Annotated in this window: 11 protein-coding genes and 2 pseudogenes; 4 read left to right on the forward strand and 9 right to left on the reverse strand. The window is 41.1% G+C overall.

Annotation, left to right across the window (positions count from 1 at the left end):
* Positions 1-598 precede the first annotated feature (598 nt).
* A pseudogene (locus TOL9009_RS42040) lies at positions 599-853 on the forward strand (IS630 family transposase); the annotation flags it as partial.
* Positions 854-1,278: 425 nt separating this feature from the next.
* Positions 1,279-1,935: a hypothetical protein gene (locus TOL9009_RS0104915; RefSeq protein WP_029631584.1), complete on the forward strand. Its 657-nt coding sequence runs from the start codon at positions 1,279-1,281 to the stop codon at positions 1,933-1,935.
* Between the two features lie 143 nt (positions 1,936-2,078).
* On the opposite strand, the gene TOL9009_RS45165 is transcribed toward TOL9009_RS0104915, so the two are convergent.
* The 7 genes from TOL9009_RS45165 to TOL9009_RS38160 form a co-directional block, all read right to left on the reverse strand.
* A complete protein-coding gene (locus TOL9009_RS45165; RefSeq protein ID WP_144238155.1) occupies positions 2,079-2,264 on the reverse strand; it encodes a hypothetical protein in 186 nt (61 codons plus the stop codon).
* Between the two features lie 175 nt (positions 2,265-2,439).
* The gene (locus TOL9009_RS0104920) at positions 2,440-5,946 is read right to left on the reverse strand and encodes a DUF3854 domain-containing protein (protein WP_029631585.1); all 3,507 of its coding nucleotides are present in this window, start codon (positions 5,944-5,946) and stop codon (positions 2,440-2,442) included.
* Between the two features lie 1,109 nt (positions 5,947-7,055).
* A complete protein-coding gene (locus TOL9009_RS0104925) occupies positions 7,056-7,532 on the reverse strand; it encodes a type II toxin-antitoxin system VapC family toxin (RefSeq protein ID WP_029631587.1) in 477 nt (158 codons plus the stop codon).
* A gap of 14 nt (positions 7,533-7,546) precedes the next feature.
* The gene (locus tag TOL9009_RS0104930) at positions 7,547-7,960 is read right to left on the reverse strand and encodes a hypothetical protein (protein ID WP_029631589.1); all 414 of its coding nucleotides are present in this window, start codon (positions 7,958-7,960) and stop codon (positions 7,547-7,549) included.
* A gap of 126 nt (positions 7,961-8,086) precedes the next feature.
* Positions 8,087-9,682 carry a helix-turn-helix domain-containing protein gene (locus tag TOL9009_RS38155; RefSeq protein ID WP_260675846.1) on the reverse strand — a complete coding sequence of 532 codons (1,596 nt, stop codon included), beginning with the start codon at positions 9,680-9,682 and terminating at the stop codon, positions 8,087-8,089.
* 415 nt (positions 9,683-10,097) lie between these two features.
* Positions 10,098-10,706 carry a hypothetical protein gene (locus tag TOL9009_RS0104940; protein ID WP_029631591.1) on the reverse strand — a complete coding sequence of 203 codons (609 nt, stop codon included), beginning with the start codon at positions 10,704-10,706 and terminating at the stop codon, positions 10,098-10,100.
* A 143-nt stretch (positions 10,707-10,849) separates the two neighbouring features.
* Entirely contained in the window at positions 10,850-15,592 is a 4,743-nt protein-coding gene (locus TOL9009_RS38160) for a non-ribosomal peptide synthetase (RefSeq protein WP_038296138.1), read from the reverse strand.
* Between the two features lie 276 nt (positions 15,593-15,868).
* On the opposite strand from TOL9009_RS38160, the gene TOL9009_RS0104950 reads away from it, so the two are divergent.
* The gene (locus TOL9009_RS0104950; RefSeq protein ID WP_242055542.1) at positions 15,869-16,987 is read left to right on the forward strand and encodes an alpha/beta fold hydrolase; all 1,119 of its coding nucleotides are present in this window, start codon (positions 15,869-15,871) and stop codon (positions 16,985-16,987) included.
* On the opposite strand, the gene TOL9009_RS0104955 is transcribed toward TOL9009_RS0104950, so the two are convergent.
* Complete coding sequence (locus TOL9009_RS0104955; protein WP_029631594.1) at positions 16,984-20,256, reverse strand: non-ribosomal peptide synthetase; 3,273 nt, start codon at positions 20,254-20,256, stop codon at positions 16,984-16,986. The two genes, TOL9009_RS0104950 and TOL9009_RS0104955, sit on opposite strands and share 4 nt — an antisense overlap.
* An 8-nt stretch (positions 20,257-20,264) precedes the next feature.
* On the reverse strand, positions 20,265-24,548 hold the full coding sequence (locus TOL9009_RS0104960) for a non-ribosomal peptide synthetase (RefSeq protein WP_029631596.1): 4,284 nt from the start codon (positions 24,546-24,548) through the stop codon (positions 20,265-20,267).
* Positions 24,549-24,906: 358 nt separating this feature from the next.
* On the opposite strand from TOL9009_RS0104960, the pseudogene TOL9009_RS50710 reads away from it, so the two are divergent.
* Positions 24,907-25,139, forward strand: a pseudogene (locus tag TOL9009_RS50710) (IS701 family transposase); the annotation flags it as partial.
* Between the last annotated feature and the right edge of the window lie 268 nt (positions 25,140-25,407).

The raw sequence follows: 25,407 nt of genomic DNA on the forward strand, positions 1-25,407 counted from the left end.
GTCGAGCCTAAGCCCCCAGAAAACTAGAAATAGTTGAAGGAAGATGGGTAATGAGGTATGTTTGACATACACCAAATCATTGAGGAGCCGTGTGAAGCAAAAGTTTCAAGCACGGTTTTGTAGAGCAGCGGCTCTCGTGATGGAGTCGCTGACTTTAATCGAAGAGAAATAACGAAATAAGTAGGTAGGTAGAAAAAAACCAAACTATGTAAAGATCAAATAAATACGGAGAAGGCATCTACCGAGGTAATTTAAAGTATGGGCGCTCGTCTAAGAGTATTTTTGACTCGTGAGCAAAACCAAACCCTATTAAATCTAAGAACAGCAGAGGTGTCACAGAAGGTCAAAGACCGAAATTCGCGGCGTGTGGACGGACAGAATCCTCTGTCCGCGCCAATTATCAATGAAAGACAACGACAAACTTATTTCGGCGCTCTAAATTATTACACACAAGAGTTTCTAATTAAGCCTTGTAAAAAAGGTGATTCTAGTAACGCGATCGCGCAGGGTAAAATATTTAATTTCCCAGTATCCAAAAAGCCGTATTGCTTTGATTTGGGATGGCGCTAGTTATCATCGTTCTGCTGAATTTAAAGCTTACTTAGATACTCTTAATCAAGGGTTAAGTGAAGATAAATGGAAAATTACTTGCATTCGATTTGCGCCCAATGACCCAACGCAAAATCCTGTAGAGGACATCTGGTTGTACGCTAAAAACTTTATTCGAGAGTTTTACCACTTATGTAAATCGTTTCCTCAGATCAAGAGATTATTTGAACTCGTTACTAATCATCAAGTTTTTGATTTCCCGAAGATATTTATGTATGGTTCATTTTTTTCACAACTCATTTAGGATTGCTATATGACAGCTAGACACTACGTATTGGCAATATTTAAGACAATTAACCAGCAATAAAATTAATCTACTTCCACTACTTCTAATGTCAAAATCCCTTTCGGTTTATTCACAACCATGCGATCGCACGACTCGGGATATACAATTATCGTGCGTCATGTCATTTTCGCACTTTCTGCATATGTAGTCAAATTTTGACGAATTGGTATAACTGAAAAATAATTCGCATACAAAATATTTGGGATAAATTTCGTGAAGATTATCGAGTTACTATTGATGGAATTGTGTTTAATGGTATTTGCACAAATCAAGTTCTTGCAGATTTTGAAGCATTTGTTGGTTCCCCGGATGAACTTGATATTAAGTCAAATTACCTGCGGGCTTGGTGGGATTAAAAAGACAAATTTTATATCATCAAAAATATGAAAAACACAGAATTTAAATTTGACCCAATGATGACTGTTTGGGAATTTGGATATTGGAAGAAAGGGTGGAATGAACCAGATAGTGACCAGCACTGGGAAGGGGCGGGTAGTTTTGAACCTTGGAGTATTGAAAAAGCTTTAGACCGAGCGATAGAACTTGGTTTTTTGGATTCATCCGATAGAGAAAAAGTTCGCTTAACTTGCTTAACCGATGGCGAATATATGTTTGGATCGGAGGAAACTTCTGGATGGATGATTGAACAATATGAGGATTTTACTTGTACATCTCCTTATCCATACGAACCAGTATGGATGATGGTGAAAGTACCGGGCGGTAATATTTACTATTGTAATTCGCAAGCAACTGTTTGTCCTACTCTTTCTAGTTTAGAAGTTGAAAAACTGAACGATTCAGATAGGATTATTCGCAGTAATTTAACGTTGCCGGAAATTTTAAATATTATTCTGACAGAATCTGAGAAAAATCCGAAATACCAAGACGTGTGGTTGCAATGTTTATATGCAGCAACTGCTGAAGATTCTTATATCTACCGTTCAGAATCAAATAAGTGGATACAAATTTGTCGGCAATTTACTGCTGAAGAAGAAGCCGAATTTATGTCAAAAAAAGATAATAAGCTGTTCGACATATAACTTACAAAGAAAGGCAGCTATGCGCTCGGGCAGAGGGCAGAAATACATATGTATCAATAAAAACTGCACGTTGTGGGTATAAGGAACATGCTTCATAAAAAGATTTGTGGCATCATGGCGTAGCACTCAATCCATAACGCTCCTTACTTCAATCCCATACTTAAAAGTATGGGATCAGAAGTGCCAAGAGACGAGCGATCGGGGCTGCCTTTATGAATCCCCGTGAAAAGAGAAACGAGAAAAAATGTTGGACGTACTGCTCCCGGATTAACAAAAGCAAAAAGCAAAATACTACTTTGATTTTTAGGTTCAAATAAATCAAAACCCAATCGAGCTTTCTGTATAAATTCCTCATGAAGTGTGCCCTTATTTCACGCGCTCCTCAACTTTTTTATTCTGTAAGGCAATAAGCGCGGGGCGTACATAAAAAAGTATTGACAGCAGAAACTGTGCCGCGACGGTGACTCGACCGACAATGCCGTAATTTCGAGAGCAATTAGATAGTTACAAACTCAACCACGTATAAAACTGTGGCATCATTTGTTCTAATATACGTAGTTCTGAAGCTGCAATTTTCTCCAGCAGTAGCACAGCACACCACCGACGATCTTCACTCCAACGTTGGAGGATATCTTTAATGGCATCAACCCCATGCTTAATCCCAGAGCGCAGTTGTTGGACACAATCTCTAATTGGTGTAGGATCGCCATCTTCGGGTTCCAAATCGACAAAATCGATGTTTTCAACTTCGGTATCCACCCCCTCCCCTAGTGGTGGAACTATAGAATTAGGGGGGGGGGTGGATACGGGTGAGTTTGGCGGTGCAATCCCATACTGTAACTGCAATCTGGCTTGATATCGCCGTTGTTCTTCTTCGACTTGCCTAATCCGTTCTTCTTTTGCTTGTCGCTTGTAATCGCGGTATCGCATTACCGATAGCGCAAAGTCCAATTCCTCTTGAGATAGCAAGTGATATTTAACTTGTTTCCCCCGTGGACCTTTTTTATGGTCATCTAGTTTTAACCCCAATTGGTCAAGCAGCGTTCCCAACAACCATATAGGTTTGCACTTAGGGGGAACCGTAAACCCTAAAATCGCCTTAACATGAGACGCACAATTATAGGCTATTTCCGTCATTCTCACCAAATCCGGGTCACTCGCCGTAACCTCAACACCCGCTACTAGACGTTTGAGAATGCCATGCAGTCCCAAATTAAACCTAGCCAGCCAAGAAGCCGAATAATTCCCCCAGTCCATACAGAACGGCAGATGTAAGCGCTCCTGACGGTCTTTGTCTGCCACAATTGTTGGTGGTGCTGGGTATAATGAACCAGTATTTGGGTCAACAATTGTACCATCTGGCTCAGATAAAATAGCCTCCAAGTCAGCGATCGCCCGAATTAATTTCCCACTGTTATCTTTTTGCACCAGTGTTTCTGTCACCTCCATCCCGTAAGCATCTTTGATGCGGAATTTTTCGCACTCATAAATTTCTTCGGGTGATAGATAATCTTTACTTTGCCTTGAGCGATACTCAGTAGCCGAAATCTGGTTGGAAGAAGCAACCGCAGTATAATACGCAGCGTCTAGGGCAATGCCAGCATTTTTTAGTTGCTCTTGGGCTAGTTTATTTTCCTCCACACCCACTGGGATAATTACGTTACCCATCTCCGTTAACAAGTTGCGTAAATCAGCCCGCAAGTTGTTGATAGATTGGTGTCGCTTCCCTTGAATTTGACAGTACGCATCAAGGCAAGAGTCTTTTTCAGCACCTCTTCGTCCTGTTTCACGGTCAATCCTGATCAGGAAAGCCGTCATTTCGTTGGTTTGCAGCAACCGCTCCTTAATTTTACTGGCATTGGTATCTTTATAGCCAAAAGGCGGACGCGGAGCTACCCAAACATGAATCGGGACGTTGGGACGATAACGCCAAAGTTGTTGGGCGCATTCGGTAGCCGTTTGCGAAACCCCGTGAAAAACGCCAAAAACAGCGTCGAAATGATATTCAGGTATGTCCACCCCAGTTCCCAGGCTAGGAGACGCTAAAAGGGCATCTAGGCTCTTTACAGCGTTAGTTATGTCCTTGATGAAGGCAACGTTTTCTTCACTGCCGGAGTTTTCCGAGTGGATCGCCCAGATGCGTAGCGGCTGTTTGACATCTGACGTTTTTTTGTCATCTACCTTTTGGGGTAATTGCGATGCTTTAACACCTGACGTTTTTTTGTCATCTACCTTTTGGGGTAATTGCGATGCTTTAACACCTGACGTTTTTTTGTCATCTGTCTTTTGGGGTAATTGTGAGGGAACGTCAGAAATATTGTCATTTGCAATCACCGCCTGCAAACTAGGATCTGCGTTGCTACCCTCCACAACAAGGGGCATAGAGAGCGACTTTTCAAGTTTCTTAATAAAGCGCTTGGAGTCGGAAACCACCATGACTTTCTTACCCAGCATCAGCGCTGCTGAAATCTGGGCTACTAGGGCAGAAGAATTATCTCCTTCGTACCAGTAAATTGGGCGATCGCCATTTTTCCACTCGTTTTTGATAATAAACGGCTTTTCCTCTGGTGGACGCATTGCCCGGAAGAAGTCCACCGTCACGTCGTCCATATGCGCGTCGGCAATTACAACCAAGGGCGCATTATACACGATATATTCCAGAACTTCTAAAATCTCTGCCCGATGTTCTTTACAGGTTTTACTGTGCAGCAGGTGAGTCAGATACTGGCAAGCTTCATCGATAAACACGCAGCCGTAGGTGAGGGAATCGGTGCAAAGCTTGTGCAAGCTGTCGATGGTGATGCTGAGGGCATTGGCTTTAGCTAAACCCGTATAACCCAAATCTGAGTACATCTCGGTTTTGAGACGATTAGCCAGGTTTTTCAGCAAGTTAACTCGATGCCCGTTGTTGAGGAATCGCGCTTGGGGATGTGAGTCACGCCATTTTGAGAGCAACTCGGTTTTGCCGGTTCCCATATCACTTTCTAATGCTACCAGTCCTGATTCTGGTAATTCAACAGCTCCAGATAAATACTTGACATTTACCCGAACGTCTGGTTTGTATTTGTTGCTTAGTCCTCTCTGGCTGAGGTAGAACGATCGCTGATAATCTGTGAGGCTTTTGGCGTCGTCAACGATGGCAGTTAATAGGGCGCTAGCATCGTCACCACGGGCTACTACGAAGTCATCGACCCCTTTCTCCATTCCGGGGAGTTGAGCCACCTCACAGGCGCATAGAGATGCCTCTATTGCCTTACCTGTACGTAGGGTGGCTTGAAAGACCGACCAACGGGTTTTGGGGTTGGTTTCGTGGTCGAAGAGGATGATAAATTTGCGTCCCTTTTGTGCTAAAGGCAGCAAATCGGGGTGGAGGCGTTCGTCGAAGTCTTTTTTACCAACTCGTCCGTTCCAAATACCGGGGAGTGCGATCGCTACAAACCCAAGACTTAACAAACAGGCTGCTTTCTTTTCCCCTTCGCAAAGGATTATGGGGATTTCTGGGTGACGAATAACCCATTCCCAAAATAAGAGCGGATGTAGCCTATCACTAAGGCGCGACGAGAGGGGAGAATTATTGCACTTGATATTATACCGCTTTCGGACTAAATCCCAAATGCAGTCGGGGATATCGAAGTAAGTGACGCGGTTGGGGGTTTTGGGTGGTGACTCGTATTTGACGAGTTTGCCTTTTTCTGCATTAATTCGGGGGTTAGTGGGCTTAAAGCGCCCCCATTCCATCGGTTGCCAGTTGTTTTGAGGGTCGAGTCCGCTAATCCATAATCCACCCAATTCGGCGTGTTGGTACTGCTTTAAGAAGCTGTCGGTGACTCGACCGGCATTTTTGCGCTTTATTTGCTCGGAAATGAATAAGTACGAGTAAACTAATACGCCTTCGATGTGGATGAAATTAGCCTCGATTAGCGCGGGGTGAATGGCGCTCTTGTCGGCGAGTTCGTGGTACTCGGCGACTGTGAGGTCGTTGGGGTATAGGTTTGGGATATTGTCGTTCATCATCCCTCACCCCCTTTGAAGCTGGTATGGCGGGAGTGTGGGTATGAAGCACTACATCTATCTAAGTAAAGCGGGAGACAAGGAGAGTGTTGCTTTTGGCTACCTGAGCTGGTTTCAGGAAATAATCTCTTCCCTTGCTTGTACAAAAAGAGGAAAACGGGGTACAATTTAAACAACATTTTTAAAATTGAAATTGATTCGCCTCCCCTGCTAGTTACAGGGGGGGCTATTTCTTTTAAAGTAATTTTACACCTGCATTGGTCACAAATTCTTTGGCACATCTCCCAAACTGCTAAGGAGAGCGGCTGACTGGGGATGTTAAATATGTTTGCGCTGCGTATATAAATCTTCATGAAGGTTATCCGGTACGGAACAACCTTATTTCATACCATGCCGTTTTTTTGACCCCGAAAAATCGAGGTCGCTTAACTTAATTAACTTAATTAGGCTTGTCTACCAAGCTGGAACGATTGATTCACAAAGGTTTCAAAAAAAAGGCGTAGGGGGATTCTAGAGATTGCGTAGGTCGATTCTATAGATTTCGTAGGGGGATTCTAGAAAAACTTGTCTACCTACTCTAAGCTATATGGGATATGGATTTTACTGTTTTTATTCTCAATAAGCAAAGTAGACAAACGGTTTATCAATGGTTTCAGCTTTTGGCTTATTGAGAATAGCTGGCGCTGGAAAGATATAAACAGCCCCAAACCTTTTATAAGCAAGGGTTTGGGGCTGTTTCTTGAAGTTGGATGTAAGGATTAATTTAAAAAAAACTATTACCCGATTCTAGAGGAGTAGACAGAAGTAAGGTGATTTTAGGGAGAGTAGACAAGTAGGGGTAGTGTGGCAGATTTTGTGCGATCGCAAGGCAAAGTAGGCTCTTACCCTTGCCAACAAAGCTTTTTAGATGATTAACACTCTTGGTACTCGACAAAAGCCAAAGTTCCGGTTCCTCAACAAAATTCGGAACTTTCCACGCTTAAGCTGTGAAATAACTCCCATTTTTACATAGCTAAATTTTGGATGTGAAAATAATACTTTGTTGCAAAGTATTTAATTTCTCTTTTAACGTTTTTAGAAGCTTCTAAAAATTAATTACAGGCTTAGGATTAATATTTATCAACAAAATTATTCAAAGTAGTTACCCAATCAAGTACCTCTAACTCATTATTTGCTGCAAAACGTTCTATATGTTTAACATTAGTCGTAATAACAGTAACCTTGTCATAGTATTCAAACTGCTGCAATGCTTGTGCTGCAAGAATAGCATCGCAATCTAAGCTTTTATTATCGGATGTTGGTTTCCCTTGGTTTCGTACTTCCGCCCAAAATATAGCAGCTTGTACAAATGTTTCTGAATTAATAGGTATTAGACTGTAACTTATAAATTGATTAAGTCGCTCAATACTTTTGTTATTATTTAGCCTTATTAATTCTCGCCTGACCTCATAAACAGAAATTTCTGGAGATTTTAAAGCAATATTATTCTCTCGCAAAGATTGCATCCAATTTATTACTTCTGGCTTGATTTTCGGATGAGTAACCTGTGATAATGGATTAGCATCTAGCAAAACAACTTGTCGCATTTAAAAGATAAATTTTAATCTTGATTTAAAGCAGCTTCTATATTCGGATAAACTTCCTCATCATATCCTGATTCATCTTGTTGCCACTCCGAAACGAGCGCAATCATTGAATCTAAAGCTTGCATGTCATTTTGGTTGTTCACCTGTTTTACTGATGAAACAACAATGTCAATATCTTGAGCTAAACCCGAAACAAATGTTGCTTTCTCGTAAGACCCCTTGATACTTACTTGGAAATTATTAGGAATAGGATGTTTAACAACTGTATAATAATCCGTTCGATGTAGATGAGTTGTAATTTTAGAAGCAGCAGTATTTAAGGTTTTCGACTGTATTAATTTATCAACCTTCTCTTTGACTTCTAATAATTGTTCTAAGCTAAAATTATCCAACTCAGCCAGAAGTTCTGATGATGTGTAAAATTTCATAGCCTCAAAGTCCTAAACACTCTAACTATATAATAAAAGGTGATAAAGCTTTACGGCTACTCAACACCCTTAGGAAGCCACCAGCCGACTACTAACAAAGGATGGGTGTGACTATTGATCGCGGTTTTAATCGCTCATAACTTCGTTTAACTCTGGGGTTAACCACTCCCAAAGCCGTTTTAGATGAAGGGGTTGAATCTTACGGGTTCCATTTATCCACTTGCCAGGAAGCGATTTTTGCAAGCCCAACCGCTCTGCTAAATGCGATTTAGTCCATCCCCTTAGTTTCAAAGCTTCTTCCAAAGCCCATCCAGGAATTAGTTTTTGGCTATCTTCTACTGCTGTAATTCTTTGCTTGTTAGGGTGCGAATCTTTACTTTCAGTAAGTACAGTTTTAAGCTTTGGCTCAGGGTCAGATTTAGGCTTACTAACTGGAAGTGCAGGAGCGTTAATTGCTTCTAGCTTTTCCTGAATTTTTTCTGTAGGTTTAATAATTACTTTGGCTTCTAGCCAAATATTTAGCCACCCATTGGGTCGTCGCTGTCCTTCTTTATTTTTATCTGACGTTAATACCCAAATTGGTTGAATTGATTCTGGATAAGTAACTGGTTCAAAATCAATCTGCCAACCTAAATCTTGTAGGGTTAGTAGGGCATTATCCCACTGTTCAATTAGTTCCTTTCTTTTATAACGATTACTCGTACCCTGAAGCTCCTGCAATTGTGTTTCTGAAAGATATCCTATCCGTTTTAATAATGTTCCTACCTTGTATTCACCATCAATTTTAATTCGGCTCATAATAGTTAACAATACTGCTAACCTTGCAGCAATTGGATTTTGATAGGGGTTAATTTGTAAAGTACTTTTAGCTAAAAGTCCGTACTCATATAGTGAGCGGTAGTTTTCTAAATCCTGAAATGGTCGAACCCAGTCATTAGCACCAACAGTGATGAATAACTCTGTAGGGTCATCAAATTCATGGTCAATTTTGGATGGATAATTATGTTCTAAAGTTAAAGACAACTGACCTGTGTACTGAAGCTTTAGTTGCCACATAGCTTGAATTTCGGCTGAATATTTCATCCGCTTTAAGTCAAGCTTATTAATGGTGATACTCAGATGGGCTACTTGCTGGGCAAGCATACCGAGTTTTTTCAGCTTATTACCTAAACTTAAATCGGTTCTATTACTCCAGCCAAAAGTTTTAATTAAATCAGTTCCTTTGATGGTAAATGCACCCGACCAAGGTTGTTCTAAATCCGTGGCACAAGACGCAAAAACTAAAAACATATAAGCAACTTCTGGGTTAAACTTCTGAATAATCTCCCAGGCTGCATTCCCAGCTATAAGTTCTAGTCTGTTGGTTTCCGGGTTTTCTTTAATGATGTTGTGTTCTATAAAACCCTGACCAAAAAAGCGCCGAAAACAAGGAACACCTTCAATATCATCCCAAAGAGTTTTTCCTAAACAAGCTTGCGCTCCTGATAAGTAAGGGTGAGAAGTCATTACGGGAGCATCATCAGTTGTTTGAAATAAGGGTGGTTGTGTTACGGGAGAGAAGTGCGTGATAGTTTTAGAGTTGTCTTGTTGTTGAAACTCTTTGGCTGACATTGATGAAAAGTCTAGGGAGTTGATATTCTCTAATTTCAATGGCTCGTGTAGCTCGTCAATCTTGCTTCTTTTTACCAATTGAAATTGCTTATTATTCTTGGCTATTTTCACTAATTTCACCCCTTTTTAGCCTAAACACGTGCCCTTAAAAAGTTAGGAATGAGCGCAAGCGTCACAATATAAGGTCAACTGGCACATATATTTCAATTTGAGGTAAATGCTTGTAAGCATTGATTTATAAACGTTAAAGCCAAATTAATTTCATGTGACAGTTTTCAGATAAATGTGCCAGTTGCGTAAGTCCTGAAAGTAAAAAGATAAAAGTAAAAAGTAATGCATAGAATCCTCATAAATAAATTTAGGGGCGGCAAGGAAAGCGATCGCGGCAGCCATTCTAACAGGGAATATTGCAATTCTTGGGCGATAAGTGGCACTTAGAACACTGGACAATCAGCGGATTGTTTAACTTGAAACGCGATGTCTGCCCAATTATCTGGGTATCTATTATGGGATTTTTTCAACATCTTTATGTTACTGGGTGATATAGTCCCGTATCTTGATTAAACTCCCACCCAATACCAGAAGTATCCTTACGCTTAGACCACCCGACAAAAAGCGGGGGTGGCTGGCTACTTCTTTCAAAGCGTACAGTTTCTACATTCACACCTAATCTTTTAGCTAAATTTTCTTCTGTTAATGGCTGAATTTTAACAGTTTGCCCTTGATAATAAGAATTGTTGTACGATTTATTCCGCCTCGGTTGGTTATTAAGTCCTGTTTGTATTTGGATAATAGCCGAAGCAAATTGTGTCATCCGACTTGTCATCCCCTCGATTTTTTGTTCTAGATCGGCGAGACGTTTGGTTTCGGGTGTTCCATTGCTATTCGACTCACCCAACAATTGTGACTCCAAACTCTCAAGTCGTTCGCAAATTGCCCCTAAAGTTTTACTTTTGGCATTGTATGTGCCACCACTGCTGTTATCCAACGCCAATATTAGTTCATCCAAACCTTGAAGTACCTCACTTGTACGTCCTTGTCGGTGCAAGCGGGATAATTCGCGAACAGCGGGAATTAGGGGAGTGGGGACACGCACCATTGCACTTGGTTTATTATCATCGACCGTTTCAGACATGGTGATAGCAGTATTGATAGCAGAGAAGACCGATATCGAATAGATAGCATTGATATCACAATATCAGAAAATGGATGCTTGACATCCTCCCCACCCTGTAGAGGGATGGGGAATTCCGCGAAAAAGGTTAAAGCATTATTTGATTAACGCTTTTTTATGTCTCTGGGGAGATAAAAATGCTCTGATGTCCGTATCCGCCGACTTTCACGCGATAATGGTACTAAAACTGGGGCTTGAGTTTGAGCGGTGCTTTCTTTAAAACTTTCTACTACCTTAGATATTTGTGCAATTGTCGGTGCTTCAAATACGCTACGCAAAGGTAACTCCACGCGCAATGCGTCGCGCACTCTAGAGACAAGCTGAGTTGCCAGTAATGAATGACCGCCTAATTCAAAGAAATTATCATGAATTCCTACGCGTTTGAGTCCTAAAATCTCGGCAAAGATTTTCACTAGCACTTGTTCAACGGGAGTCTGAGGCGCAATGTAATTTTCTGGCAATTGAGGCTTAATAGCATCCAATGCAATTAAGGCGCGGCGATCTACTTTACCATTAGCTGTTAGAGGTAGAGAGTTGAGTACTACAAAAGCTGATGGCATCATGTACTCAGGCAGCTTCTGTAGTAGATAAGTCTGCAACTGCGGCACTAACTTGCTTGCAGCTTTGGCTTGTAGGGGATTATTGGCATAAGATTGCCACGGACGAGAGTAAGTCGTGCTATTTGGGAGAATAATTCTCTTACTTACTACATCTTGCCGGACAAAAGTGATGTCATAGCATCCTTGAGTACTTGAATCTGACCAATTAATATCAACGCTGTAGGGTACATTCAGAGTATACCAATCTTCTGGATCTACTCCTAAATTCTGGAGCTTTTGCAAAGCTTCACGCATTTCACCCGCAGTTTTAAAATCTTCTAGCCCTAATAACCATTTTGCTGTTTTAACTGCCGTAAATACTCGTGCATTAGCTACATTGGTAATGCATAAAATTTCTGGTTGCTTCTCAATTAATAGCTGACGTACTGCTGACACTGTTAAATTATCTTCAGACCAGTTCAGCACTAAAGAATTTTTAGTATTATTAACCGTCTCATTGCCAATATGAATAATCACATTGTAACGAAACTGAGTTAATTCATTGCGATCGCGTCCTCGGATAAGTTGAATTTGCACACTACTAATTTGAGGAAAATGCTGCTTTAATGCACTGAAAAAAGCTGGATCAATCACCAACTCTGTTTCTTGGAAAATTTGCATTTGAACCCGTTGCTGCAATTCAAAGCGGGTAAGGGAAGGTTCAGCTTGATACAGTTGCACTGAGGCATGGAAAGCTTGCAAAAGCGGCAAACTACGCACATCTCCTATGAAGATAAAGCCACCAGGAGCAGTTGCTTGCACAGCACCTTCTAGTACGCGGATAAGATAATCAATATTAGGAAAATATTGCACAACCGAGTTGAGAACTACTGCATCAAAAGCTGCTGTTTCTACTTCCTGAAAGTCAGTAGCCATCTTTTGTTGCAGTGTTACTTGCGGTATTTGTTGCTTTTCTAACTGTTGCTGAATGTAATTAAGTGAAACCTGGGAGAAGTCCGTCCCACAATATTTAGTGCAGTGAGGTGCAATCCTAAACAAAATTAAACCCGTTCCACAGCCAATTTCTAGCACTCGCTGGGGTTGCAAAGCCAGAATTTGCTCGACTTGATTATTCACCCACTCGCGCATCTGCTCTGCTGGAATAGGCTGATTTGTATAACTACTATTCCACCCTACAATATTAAATCTTGGATCTGAATCAGCAGCAGGTTGATTGTAAGTTTCATTGTAAAGCATTTGCCATTGCAAAACTTGTTCATCTTGCAATTGCCCTAATTGCATATTCTCTTGTTCGCTGCTGTATTCAGGTTTCAGTACCACACAAACTAATAGACGCTTTTCTCCTTGATGCTCACGAATTACTGCTACAGTTTGCTGCACTCCTGGATGTTGACTCAGCACCGCTTCAATTTCTCCCAATTCAATGCGGTAGCCGCGAATTTTTACCTGTTCGTCGAGACGACCTAAAAATTCGATGTTGCCGTCTACTCGATAGCGAACTAAATCACCTGTTTTATAAAGTCGTGCTTTTGGATTATTAGTAAAAGAATGATAAATGAAGGATTCAGCAGTTAAGTCAGGATGGTTTAAATAACCTCGTGCCAATCCATCACCGCTGATGTACAACTCTCCTGATACACCAATGGGTAGTGGTTGTAAATGTTTATCTAGTATGTAAACTTGGGTATTGGCGATCGCACTACCAATTACAGGTGCTAAATTATCTTTATTCTTAACAGAAATATGACCAGAAGTTGTTACAACCGTGTTCTCCGTTGGCCCATAATTATTAAATACTTGGAAAGAGTGGGAAGCTAAAGGATATTGATTTAGTTTGTCTCCACCTGTGAGCAATATCCGTAAAGCTGCGTTCTTAGGAAAATCTAATAATAGAAGCTTCTCTGCTATAGGTGTTGGTAAAAAGGAAATTGTGATTTTTTGTGATATTAGCCAATCTCGGAGATATTCAGGCGATCGCTTGATATCATCATCTACAATATAGATGCTTGCTCCAGCACTAAGGTAAGGCCAAATTTCCCAACTGCAAGCGTCAAAGGCAACCCCGGCTATTTGTGTTACTCTATCGCTAGGTGAAACCACAAAGGCTTTTTGATGCCAAAAAACTAGATTTAATAATCCTCTATGTTCAATTTGTACGCCTTTAGGTTTTCCTGTTGAACCAGAGGTATAAATAACATAAGCAAGGTTGTCTGCTGCAACTTCAATAGGAAGATTATCTTCAATTTCTTGAGCAATAATTTCGCAATCTTTATCTAAACATATTATATTTGAATTATAGTTTTCTAAACGTTCAAGCCATCGCTCATGAGTTAATAAAACTGAGACTTGAGCATCTTCAAGCATAAAGTTTAAACGTTCAGATGGATAGCTTGGATCTAAAGGTACATAAGCTCCACCTGCTTTCAATATGCCCAACATCCCGATTATCATATCAAAAGAACGTTCTACACAAAGTCCTACTAAAACTTCGGTTTTAACTCCTAATTTTTTTAGATAATGTGCAAGTTGATTACTGCGTATATTTAACTCTTTGTAGCTGAGTTGTTTATCGCCAAATACTAGTGCGTTCGCGGAGCGTGCGTTTAGCGCAATCGCATCGGGAGTTTCCTCCATCTGCGCTTCAAATAACTGATGGATGCACTTATCTTGAGGATAATCTAACTGAGTATTGTTCCATTCAACTAATAAATCATGTAGCTCCGATTCGCTTAAAAGTGGTAAATGTGCAATTCGGTCTTCTGGATTTGCAACTATACCCTCCACTAATATTTGGAAGTGTCCTAGCATCCTGGCGATAGTAACGTCATCAAATAAATCAGTGCTATAAATTACAAAACCACTAATTCCTTCTGAGCTATCTGCCCATAACCCATTTTTGGTATTTGGCTCCCACAAGTGGAACTCTAAATCAAAGCGTGTTGTTTCCGTTTCAAATGGTAGCGCTCTTAAAGTTAAACTAGGTAACTCTAACGCTGTCATAGGTGCATTTTGGAGCGCAAAAACAACTTGAAAGAGTGGATTTTGATTCAAATTACGCTCTGGATGCAGTTCTTCTACCAGCTTTTCAAAGGGTAAATCTTGATGGCTGTATGCTCCTAAAGCTACCTCTTTAACCCGACTCAATAGTTCCCGAAAAGTTGGGTTTCCTGATAGATCGGTACGCAGTACTAAGCTATTGACAAAAAAACCAATTAATCCCTCAATTTCACTACGGTTGCGATTGGCAATAGGTGAACCAATAGCAATATCTTCTTGTTGTGTATAGCGGTAAAGTAAAACTTTGAATGCTGCTAGTAGGGTTATAAATAAAGTTACCCCTTCTTGCTGTCCGAGAGCTAAAAGTGCTTCGCTCAAACTTTTTGATAATTGCAGAGGTTGCTTTGCACCTTGGTAACTTTGAGCAGCTAGTCTTGGTCTGTCGGTTGGCAGATTTAGCATAGAAATGCCCTCTAACTGCTTCTGCCAGTAACTCAGTTGCTTTTTTAATATTTCCCCTTGCAACCATTGGCGTTGCCAGTATGCAAAGTCTGCATATTGGATTATAAGTTCCGGTAAAGGAGAAGGCTGATTGCTGGCAAAGGCTGTGTAAAGTGCTGCTATCTCTTGAATCAGCACCCCAATAGACCAACCATCGGAGACAATGTGGTGCATAGTCAGCAGCAGGATGTATTGTGTCTCATCCAACCACAGCAGTTTTACTTGCAGCAACGAATCAGTTGATAAATTGAAAGGACGTTGAGCTTCTTGCGTAGTGAGTCGTCGTGCTTGTATTTCTCGTTCGGCTTGTGGCAGTTGCCGTAAATCTATTATTGGTAAAGGTATTGTTAGGGTAGGATTAATTACCTGAATTGGTTGCCCTGTCTGTACGACAATAGTGGTGCGTAAAGCTTCATGTCGTTGCACGATTTCGTTAAAAGTTTGCTCTAGTGCGGCTAATTTCAGCGAACCTGTTAAATGTAGTGCTAGTGGAATGTTATAGAAAGGATTATTAGGGATTAATTGGTCAAGAAACCACAGCCGTTGTTGAGCAAAGGAGAGAGGAAGATTTGCTGACCGCGAAATAGGTGCGAGAGGTCTAAAACTCTGGTTATTAGTACGATTAGATGCTTCTAAAAATTCAATAATTTCTGCTTTACGCTCTTGAATTTCTGCACGCAGTTCTGGTGTAATAATTCCTTCAGGGGCGTTAGCGCGAAACTTTTCACCATCAATAAAAACTTGAATATCTAAGCTGCGAAGATAAGTTAAAAACTCAACCGTATTCAAAATTAAACCCCTTCGCAAGTATTGTTATTTATTAGAAGTTAGTAGGCAGCTATGCTGGAAGAATATTGCTTGTGTCATTAGCTTTTTAACATTTTTTAACTGGATAGTTCTTTTTGCCAAGCTGCACTGCTTATTACCTAACTCAGTATTTTTATCACACTTATAACACTGTATAAATCATTCTTGGGAGTGAAAGTTGCATGATTATAACTATGGTATGAAGCTAAAAGACAACGCAGTGAACAACGTATTGCAAGGTTTAGGCTCATGATATTCATGCCTCATAATTTTCTGTTTGTATGGCTGGTTCAACTGCTGTCGATTGCGGTAATTGGCGGGGGGAGCTACATTCTCTATGAGTGGTACGAAGGAGAACTTGTAGGAACATTTTACTTAGTGGCTGGGCTAATAATGGTTCTGTGGACTTTTGGCGGTCGTTTTATCAGTTTGCCATTGCTGCGCCGTCCTGGAGCCGATGAACCTAAGTTTATGCGTAGCAAAACTGTTCAACGTTTGCCACGACCGGATGGTAGTGTACTGCAAGTAGAGTTTTTTGGCCCTGAAGATGGTCAACCGATTATCTTGTCACACGGTTGGGGGCCAAACAGTACTCTATGGTATTATGCCAAACGACAACTGAGCGATCGCTTCCGAGTAATTGTCTGGGATCTACCAGGGTTAGGAAAATCCGCCAAACCGAAAAACAACGATCACTCTATAGAAAAATATGCCCGTGATTTAGAAGCTGTTATCGCCATAGCAGGGGATAAACCTGTTATCTTGGTAGGGCACAGTATGGGTGGGATGATTAACCTCACATTTTGTAGGCTGTTTCCAGAGCAATTAGGGAGTCGGGTGGCTGGCTTAATTCTTGTAGATACTACTTACACCAATCCGGTCAAAACTTGTATCTTTAGCGGTCTGGTACGTAAATTGCAGAAACCGCTACTCGAACCTGTGTTGTACCTGACTATCGTGCTGTGGCCGATTTTTTGGTTGATGACTTGGCTTTCGTATTTGAATGGTTCGCTGTACATCACCGTCGAACTATCTGGATTTACGGGTACAGAAACACGGGGTCAACTAAGTTTTGCAGGTCTATTATCAGCATTGGGTTCGCCTGGTGTTTTAGCTCGTGGCACACTGGGAATGTTGAAGTTTGACGAAACAGACACACTTGCAACTATTAAAGTACCTGTGTTGGTTGTTTGCGGCAATTCAGATATAGCAACTAAACCTGTTGCCAGCGATCGCATGAAAGCTGAATTGCCGAACTCTCAACGAGTTACCCTCAACCCAGGCGGACACATGGCACTAATGGAGCAAAACCAACAGTTTGCCGAAGCGGTTAGCGCGTTTTGTGCCGGCTGCTCAAACTCAAGTGTTTCTCCTTAAAATTCTACCTCTTCTCGCTCCTGACCCGTAGTTCCAACTTTATCTAAACTTTTTGCCGCCCAAAAAGTTGTTTCAATGTATTTAGTAAGTTGTTCAACAGTTGGTGCTGCAAACAAATTGCGTACAGGTACATCTATTTGGAAAGTATCGCGGATTCGAGAAATTAACTGAGTCGCCAAGAGAGAATGACCACCTAATTCAAAGAAATTGTCGTAGATACCTACTTGCTCTTTTCCCAAGACTTTAGCCCAAATTTGGGCAAGTAACTCTTCAACTTGCGATCGCGGTGCCACATAATCTTGATTATTGAAAGAAATTGTATCAGGCATGGGTAAAGCACGCCGATCCACTTTGCCATTATGTGTTAAAGGTAGAGATTCCAGTATCACGTAGGCGCTTGGCACCATGTATTGTGGTAACTTTTCTTTGAGGAATTGACGAAGTAAGGATGTAAAGCCTTGCACCTCTTGCATCGCTATCTGTTCCTGGTTGAGAACAACATAAGCTACCAAGTACTTATCATCAGGTACATCCTCACCAACAATGACAACAGTTTCTCTCACTGCTGGATGTTTATTTAACACCGCTTCAATCTCTGACAACTCAATGCGGAAGCCACGAATTTTTACTTGATTGTCAATGCGACCTAAAAATTCAATATTGCCATCAGGTAAATAGCGAGCTAAATCACCAGTTTTATAAAGACGTGCTTTCGGTTTATTACTAAAAGAATAAGTAATAAAGTTTTTAGCAGTTAATTCAGTTAGATTGAGATATTCTCGCGCCAACCCCTCCCCACCCATATATAATTCGCCAGTAACACCAATAGGCACTAGTTGTAAATGGGCATCCAATATATAAATTTGCGTATTTGTAATGGGACGACCAATAGGAAAAGATGTGGCTAATGGTAAATCTTGTACGTAATAATAAGAAGAAAATGTTGTATTCTCTGTAGGCCCATAAACATGAATTAAATGCTTTGGCGCACCATGTTTAAGAATCTTTTTAACCCATCTTTTATCAACAGTCTCGCCACCAAACAGCAAATATCGCAACGAAGTAAAAGCTTGTGGAACATCTCTGGCAATCTGTTGAAATAACGCAGTAGTCAAAAACAGAATACTGATACCTTTTTCTCGTAGTTTTAATGCAAATTCGTGAGGCGAGAGGGTTATATCTTTACTAACTCCTACAAGTTGAGCGCCGTTAAGTAGCGCTCCCCAAATCTCGAATGTAGCTGCATCAAAAGAGGCGTTTGAGGCTTGGGCGACTTTATCAGATGGTAATAATTTTATATAGTTCGTATTGCACACTAACCGATTTACAGCTTTGTGAGGTACAGCAACTCCCTTGGGTTTTCCTGTAGAACCAGAGGTGTAAATAACATAAGCTAAATTATCACTATTTAAATCGCTTTCGGGATTGTCTTCCTTTTCTTGGTTAATAATTTGCCAATCTTTATCTATAGAAATAATTAGTTTTGAGAAACCTGCAAAATGCTTGAGCAAGTTTTCTTGTGTCAGCAACACTGAAACTTGTGCATCTTCAAGCATAAAATTTAGACGCTCTTGAGGATAACTTGAGTCTAATGGAACATACGTTCCCCCTGCTTTAAGAATACCCAACAATCCGACGATCATTTCTATAGACTGTGAGATACAAATGCCGACTAAAACTTCTGAACATACTCCGATTTTTTGTAAGTGGTGTGCTAGTTGATTGCTGCGAGTATTCAACTCTTGATAAGTCAGTTGCTCGTTAGCAAAGTTTACTGCTATAGAATCAGGATACTGTTGTACCTTTTCTTCAAACAATTGATGGATACACTTATCTTGAGGATAATCGGCTTGGGTGTTATTCCATTTCGCCAATACCTGATGTAACTCCGCTTCACTTAATAACGGTAAATTTGCAATTCGTTCTTCTGTATTTACAACAATAGCTAACAACAGATTTTTAAAATGTTCCACCATCCGGCTAATAGTGGCTTGATCAAACAAATCTGTGTTGTAAACAATTACGCCTCGAAAACCTTCAGAATATTCCCAGTTTCCGCCCCATAAGCTCCTAAAATCCTCAGAACACTTCCACAGATGCAGTTCCAAATCAAAACGTGTTTTTTTCAAGTCAATATTCATAAAGCTAGGTACTAATCCAGGTAGCTCTAGCGCTGACATTGGCGCATTCTGAAAACCAAATACCACTTGAAATAGCGGATGATGACTCAAGTTCCGCTCTGGATGTAGTTCTTCAACTAACTTTTCAAAGGGCAAATCTTGGTGGCTGTATGCTCCTAATGTTACTTCGCGTACTCTGCCTAGTAGTTCCCGAAAGGTGGGGTTTCCAGATAAGTTGCTACGTAGCACCAAACTATTGACAAAAAAACCAATTATCCCTTCTATTTCGCTGCGGTTACGATTAGCAATTGGCGAACCTACCGCGATATCTTCTTGGTGTGTGTAGCGGTAAAGTAATGTTTGAAATGCTGCCACCAATGTCATAAATAAGGTAACACCTTCTTGCTGTGACAGCTTTTCTAGTGCATCAATTAGCTTTTTCGGTAATTCTAGAAATTGCGTTGATCCTTGATAGCTTTGTATAGCTGGTCTTGGTTTGTCAGTAGGCAGATGCAGTATGGAAATACCGTTTAATTGCTCCCGCCAGTAAGCTAACTGGGTTTGGAGTACTTCTCCTTGCAACCACTCGCGCTGCCAGTGAGCAAAATCGGCATACTGAAGAGGCAGTTCTAATAGAGGAGAAGGCTGGTTTTGTGCAAAAGCTGCATACAGCGTTCCCAGTTCCCGAATCAGTACCCCCATAGACCAATCGTCGCAGATAATGTGGTGCATATTCAATAATAGAATATGTTCTGTCTCAGAAAGGACGAGGAGTATTACTCGCAGCAATGGCCCGGAGGATAAATCGAAAGGATGTTCTATCTCTGCGGTAATAATACACTTTGCTTTAACCTCTTGTTCATCATCTGGCAATTGCTGGAGGTCTAATACAGAAAGAGGTATTGTTAAGCTGGGTGCAATAGCCTGTAGGGGTTGCCCATCCGACACAATAAAAGTTGTGCGTAAAGTTTCGTGGCGACGCACGATTTCGTTAAAAGTCTGTTTTAGTGCGGCTAATTTCAGCGAACCGGTCAAACGAATTACTGTCGGCACATTGTAGATACCATTGTCGGGGATCAACTGGTCGAGAAACCATAGCCGTTGTTGAGCAAAAGATGCTGGAAAAACGAAGACTTCTTCAGAAGACATAACGATCCTTATTTTAAATTCTGTGCTTTCTCAATACAAGCTCTTAGCTGTGCGGCGAGAATTTGGATATGGGGTTTTCTGAGCATAGTTAGGTGATTGCCAGGAATATGATGAATTTCCGTTCCTCCCACAATTAGCTGATCCCAACCCATACTCGGATCTTCCTTGGCAATGCTTGATTGAACCTTTGTTCTGAAAAGATTAATTCGTTTAGGGTAAGCTTGGGGAACGTAGTTAAGAACTGCTTGGCTATTGGCATAAAAAACGCGAAACATTGGACGAATTGCTAACTCGCTTAAAAGTCTTAACTTGGATTCTTCAGATATAAGGTTGACTGTGGCATCCTCTTTTAGGATGAAGTTGGAGAATAGATTTGTTTGGAGCGATCGCGTTAGCGACTCCCAAACAGAATTTTGCACAATTTTATTAAAATTAGTTAACCCAGAAGTTAAACTGTTAATTCTGTTATTGGCGATCGCAATAATCAGATAAAAATAATCGAGGAAAAAGGGCCATATATATCGCGCCACTGTCGTCAGCATAAACTTGAAACCACTACCCAAAGAAGGTATATTGCCTGGAATTGGCGCTAAAGTGTCAAGCACAGCGAGTAAAGCCATTTCTTCCCCAGACTTTTGGAGTTGTTGAGCCATTTCAAAAGCAACCCAACCTCCAAAAGACCAACCTCCCAAAAAATAAGGGCCTTTCGGCTGCACTCTCCGCAATGCTTCAATGTAGTGGGTAGCCATATCCTCAATGCGAGTTAGTGGAGGAGTTTTCCCGTCAAGTCCAATGGGTTGTAGCCCATAAAATGGTTGATTTTTTCCCAAATTAGCAGCTAATTCGTAATAAGGAAAAACAACACCAAAAATTGGATGGACGCAGAAAAAAGGTGGATTTGAACCAGCAGGTTGAATCGGAACTAAGGGAGACCACGGGAGAGAATCTGCTTTTGAGGATAGAGCAGTTGCTAAACTTTCAATTGTCGGATTTAAAAATAAGGTAGATAACGCTAATTCGTTCTCAAACTGCTTGTGTATTTGCTTCAGGAGGCGTACAGTTAAAAGCGAATCTCCTCCCAAGTCGAAGAAGTTATCGTGAATACCTACACGCTCAACATTAAGGACTTCAGCCCAAATTTTTGCCAAGGTTGACTCAGTTGGAGTACGAGGAGCGATAAATGCTTTATCTATTAAGCGGCTAGCGGGACTGTCGAGTGCTGTTAGCGCCAAACGATCCACTTTGCCACTAACTGTTAGCGGCAGAGAATCCAGGACTACAAAAGCTTTTGGCACCATGTATTCGGGTAATTTTTCTTTTAAGAATTTGCGTAGTAGAGACGCAAAATTTGAGGCAGCGCGTTGCGGGGGTTCCCACGCCACTTCCTTCAAGCCGGGGAACCCGTCCAACGGAGTGGCTCCCCGTTGTAGCGACTGCCGTTGCGTCTCTACATTGGTAACAATATAAGCCACTAAATACTTATCACCAGATATGTTCTCTTTAACAATTACTACTGCTTTTTTGACACTTTCATGCTGACTCAGCACTGTTTCAATTTCTGACAACTCAATGCGAAATCCCCGAATTTTTACTTGATTATCGATGCGTCCTAAAAATTCAATATTACCGTCTGGTCGATACCGAGCTAAATCACCCGTCTTGTAAAGTCGCGCTCCCTTTTTATTATTAAAAGGATTGGGAAGAAATTTTTCAGTAGTTAATTCTGGACGGTTAATATAGCCTTGTGCCAATCCTTCACCTTCTATGTATAATTCGCCAGGAATCCCAATTGGTAGAGGTTGTAAATACTTATCTAATATATAAATTTGAGTGTTAGCAATAGGGCGACCGATGGGCGGTTTTTTACTCATAGTACTAATCTCTGCAACAGTTGACCAAACTGTTGCTTCAGTAGGGCCATAAGCATTAAAAAACCGACGCTGAGAGTTACACCAACGTTTTACAATATCATCGGTACAGGATTCGCCTGCACAGATAATAGTTTGCAATGTCGGCAGTGATTCTGTAGGTAAGACTGCTAAGACTGCTGGTGGAAGGGTGACGTGAGTAATAGCTTTTTCGCGCAAGAATTTGAGCAAAGGTTGTCCGGGTAGAAGGGATTCTTTGTTTGCTAAATAAAGAGTTGCTCCTGTTTGTAGTGCCATAACAATCTCAAAAATTGAGGCATCGAAGCTTAATGATGCGAATTGCAGAACGCGGTTATTCGGTTGTAAGTTGAAAATTTCAATCTGAGCTTTTGCTAAGTTAGATAATCCTCGATGCTGGAGCAAAACGCCTTTAGGCTTTCCTGTTGAGCCAGAGGTGTAGATAACATAAGCTAGGTTGTCAAATATTACGCAGTTAGTTGGGTTTTCTTGGCTGTGTTGTGTAATAGTTTCCCAATCTTTATCTATGTAAATAATTGGATTCGAGAAGTCTTCAAAATGCTTGAGTAACTTTTCTTGTGTCAGCAAGATTGAAACTTGTGCATCTTCTAGGATGAAGTTAAGACGTTCTTGAGGTAGGCTCGGATCTAAAGGCAGGTATGCTCCACCCGCTTTGAGGATGGCTAATAATGTGACGATCATCTCTAGCGATCGCTCTACGCAAATACCTACTAAAACGTTAGGGACTACCCCCAATTTTTTCAGATAATGTGCAAGTTGGTTGCTGCGTATATTTAACTCTTTGTAGCTGAGTTGTTCATCGTCAAAAACTAGTGCGTTCGCGGAGCGTGCGTTTAACGCAATCGCATCGGGAGTTTCCTGCACTTGTGCTTCAAATAATTGGTGAAAACACTTGTTCTCTGGATAGTCTCGTTTAGTGTCATTCCAATCAATTAATAACTCTTGTCGTTCTTGCACAGTAAGCAAAGACAAATCTGAAATCCGCTGTTCTGGATTTGCAACAATGCTTTCTAGCAGCGTTTGGAAATGTCCTAGCATTCGCGTAATGGTTTTGTCATCAAATAAATCGGTGCTATAAACCATTTGTCCTTTCAAACTTTCCAAGTCTTGCCACAAATGGAATTCTAAATCAAGCTTTGCAGTTTTGCTATCGAACTCAAATAGCGAAAGTGTTAACCCAGGTAATTCTAGCGTTTCGATAGGAGTGTTTTGTAAGCTAAATACAACCTGAAAAAAAGGATGATAGCTCAAATCTCGCTCTGGGTGAAGTTCCTCCACCAACTTTTCAAAAGGCAAGTCCTGATGACTGTATGCTTCTAAAGTTATCTCTCGCACTCGATTCAACAATTCTCGAAACGTCGCCTTGCCTGAGAAATCTGTACGTAACACCAAGCTATTGACAAAAAAACCAATTAATCCTTCTAGCTCGCTACGATTGCGATTAGCAATAGGTGAACCTATTACAATATCCTCTTGCTGCGTGTAGCGATAGAGCAAAGTCTGAAACGCGGCAAGCATTGTCATGAACAAGGTAACGCCTTCTTGGTAACTCAGTGCTTCTAGCGCTTGAGTTAAGGAGTGTGGTAACTCTAGAAATTGTTTTGCACCCCTGTAGGTAGGAACTGCTGGTCTGAGTCGGTCGGTGGGGAGATTCAATACCGAAATCCCGTCTAATTGCTTTTGCCAATAAGCTAACTGGGTTTGTAGGGGCGAACAGCCGTTTGCTCCTACTGCTTGCAGCCACTTCCCTTGCCATTCGGCGAAATCTGCATATTGAATGGGTAGTTCTGGCAGGGGCGTAGACACGGAGTCGCTTGTCGTCAGACATCGCTTATCCTCTGCAAAGGCTTTGTATAATAACCCCAATTCTTTAATTAGCACTCCAATTGACCAGCCATCGGCAACAATGTGATGTAGATTTAGCAGCAGCAGATATTCTGCTTCATCCATTTGTAGCAGCTTTACTCGCAGCAATGGGCCAGTGGTGAGGTTGAAAGGACGTTGAGCCTCTTGGTTTACGATTTGCTGCACTTGTGTGTCGCGTTCTTGGCTCTCGAAATGGCGTAGGTCTATTAGGGGAAGAGGTATGGTTAAACTGGGTGCGATCGCCTGCACTGGTTGCTGCTCTACCATAACAAACGTAGTGCGTAAGGTTTCGTGGCGACGTACAATTTCGTTAAATGTCTTCTTTAAGGCGGTGAAGTTGAAGGAACCTGTCAGGCGAAGTGCTGTTGACACGTTGTAAAATGGATTGCCCGGTGCTAACTGGTCAAGAAACCACAATCGCTGTTGAGCGAAAGAAGTGGGAAAAACGAAAACCTCTGCTTCTTCAGAAAAATTAAGTTCTTCATCATCTGTAAGACTACTGAGAATATACTGGCTCATAAGTGAATGGCAAATAGTTGTGGTGGAATTTATAGAAACTTTTTCTCAGCCCCTGAATGTTGTCAACGCTCACAAATGTGAATTGTTATAGTACGATTTATTTCGCTTTGGTTGGTTATTTAGGTTACAGGACTTACGCAACTGGCACAGGCGATCGCCATTTAGTAGTACCTTTGTATTAGCATATCTGACGTAACTGGTACAGGGCGATCGCTATCTAGTATTACATTTGTCTTCTAAGAAAGAATTTCAGTGATCGCCTCAAGCTTAAATTAGTAATACTAATCAATTGTGGAAAGTTGACTGGAAAATTTTATGAGAAAATTAATAGAGGGTGGATCAAAAAACTTGTTTAGCAATGAGATTTACTAAACTTAACTATTGCCAATACTTACTAAGCAGTCAAATTAATTATACTCTGACAAATTTGGCAGAGCATTTAGAGCAGATTAGCAATTGATTTAATTAACCGCTATCTCAAAAATGAAAAGCGCTCCCCCACGCTTGCTTTGGGATAATGTTAAAGATATTATCCAAGTAAGTGATAATGCATATCTAGTTTTTGATGACACAGTGATTGATAAACGATACATCTTCACATACAGCTAGCAACTTTACACTTGAGAATATAAATAATACTTACTACGGAATTTTCCGCGCATCACTCAACATTCAGGGGCGGCATAGAGTACTTGCGCTCCCGGCAGCGCTTGAAGCACGTTCTGGAGCGGTGCCGAGCTTTCGAGCGATGCCTTAGTTGTGCGTCGGCTTCTCTACGAGAGGCTCCGCCGTAAGCGTTCGCGTAGCGTGTCCGAAGGACTCAGCTATGCCGTTCGCGTAGCGTCTCGTAGAGAAGGCT

It is taken from the genome of [Scytonema hofmanni] UTEX 2349 (assembly GCF_000582685.1).
Taxonomy (GTDB): domain Bacteria; phylum Cyanobacteriota; class Cyanobacteriia; order Cyanobacteriales; family Nostocaceae; genus Hassallia; species Hassallia hofmanni.

Excerpts from the sequence above, each read along its gene's own strand:
- TOL9009_RS0104950 (WP_242055542.1), top strand. The coding sequence starts at position 15,869 with ATGCCTCATAATTTTCTGTTTGTATGGCTGGTTCAACTGCTGTCGATT.
- TOL9009_RS0104925 (WP_029631587.1), bottom strand. The coding sequence starts at position 7,532 with ATGCGACAAGTTGTTTTGCTAGATGCTAATCCATTATCACAGGTTACT.
- TOL9009_RS0104920 (WP_029631585.1), bottom strand. The coding sequence starts at position 5,946 with ATGAACGACAATATCCCAAACCTATACCCCAACGACCTCACAGTCGCC.
- TOL9009_RS0104930 (WP_029631589.1), bottom strand. The coding sequence starts at position 7,960 with ATGAAATTTTACACATCATCAGAACTTCTGGCTGAGTTGGATAATTTT.
- TOL9009_RS0104960 (WP_029631596.1), bottom strand. The coding sequence starts at position 24,548 with ATGAGCCAGTATATTCTCAGTAGTCTTACAGATGATGAAGAACTTAAT.
- TOL9009_RS0104915 (WP_029631584.1), top strand. The coding sequence starts at position 1,279 with ATGAAAAACACAGAATTTAAATTTGACCCAATGATGACTGTTTGGGAA.
- TOL9009_RS0104955 (WP_029631594.1), bottom strand. The coding sequence starts at position 20,256 with ATGTCTTCTGAAGAAGTCTTCGTTTTTCCAGCATCTTTTGCTCAACAA.
- TOL9009_RS0104940 (WP_029631591.1), bottom strand. The coding sequence starts at position 10,706 with ATGTCTGAAACGGTCGATGATAATAAACCAAGTGCAATGGTGCGTGTC.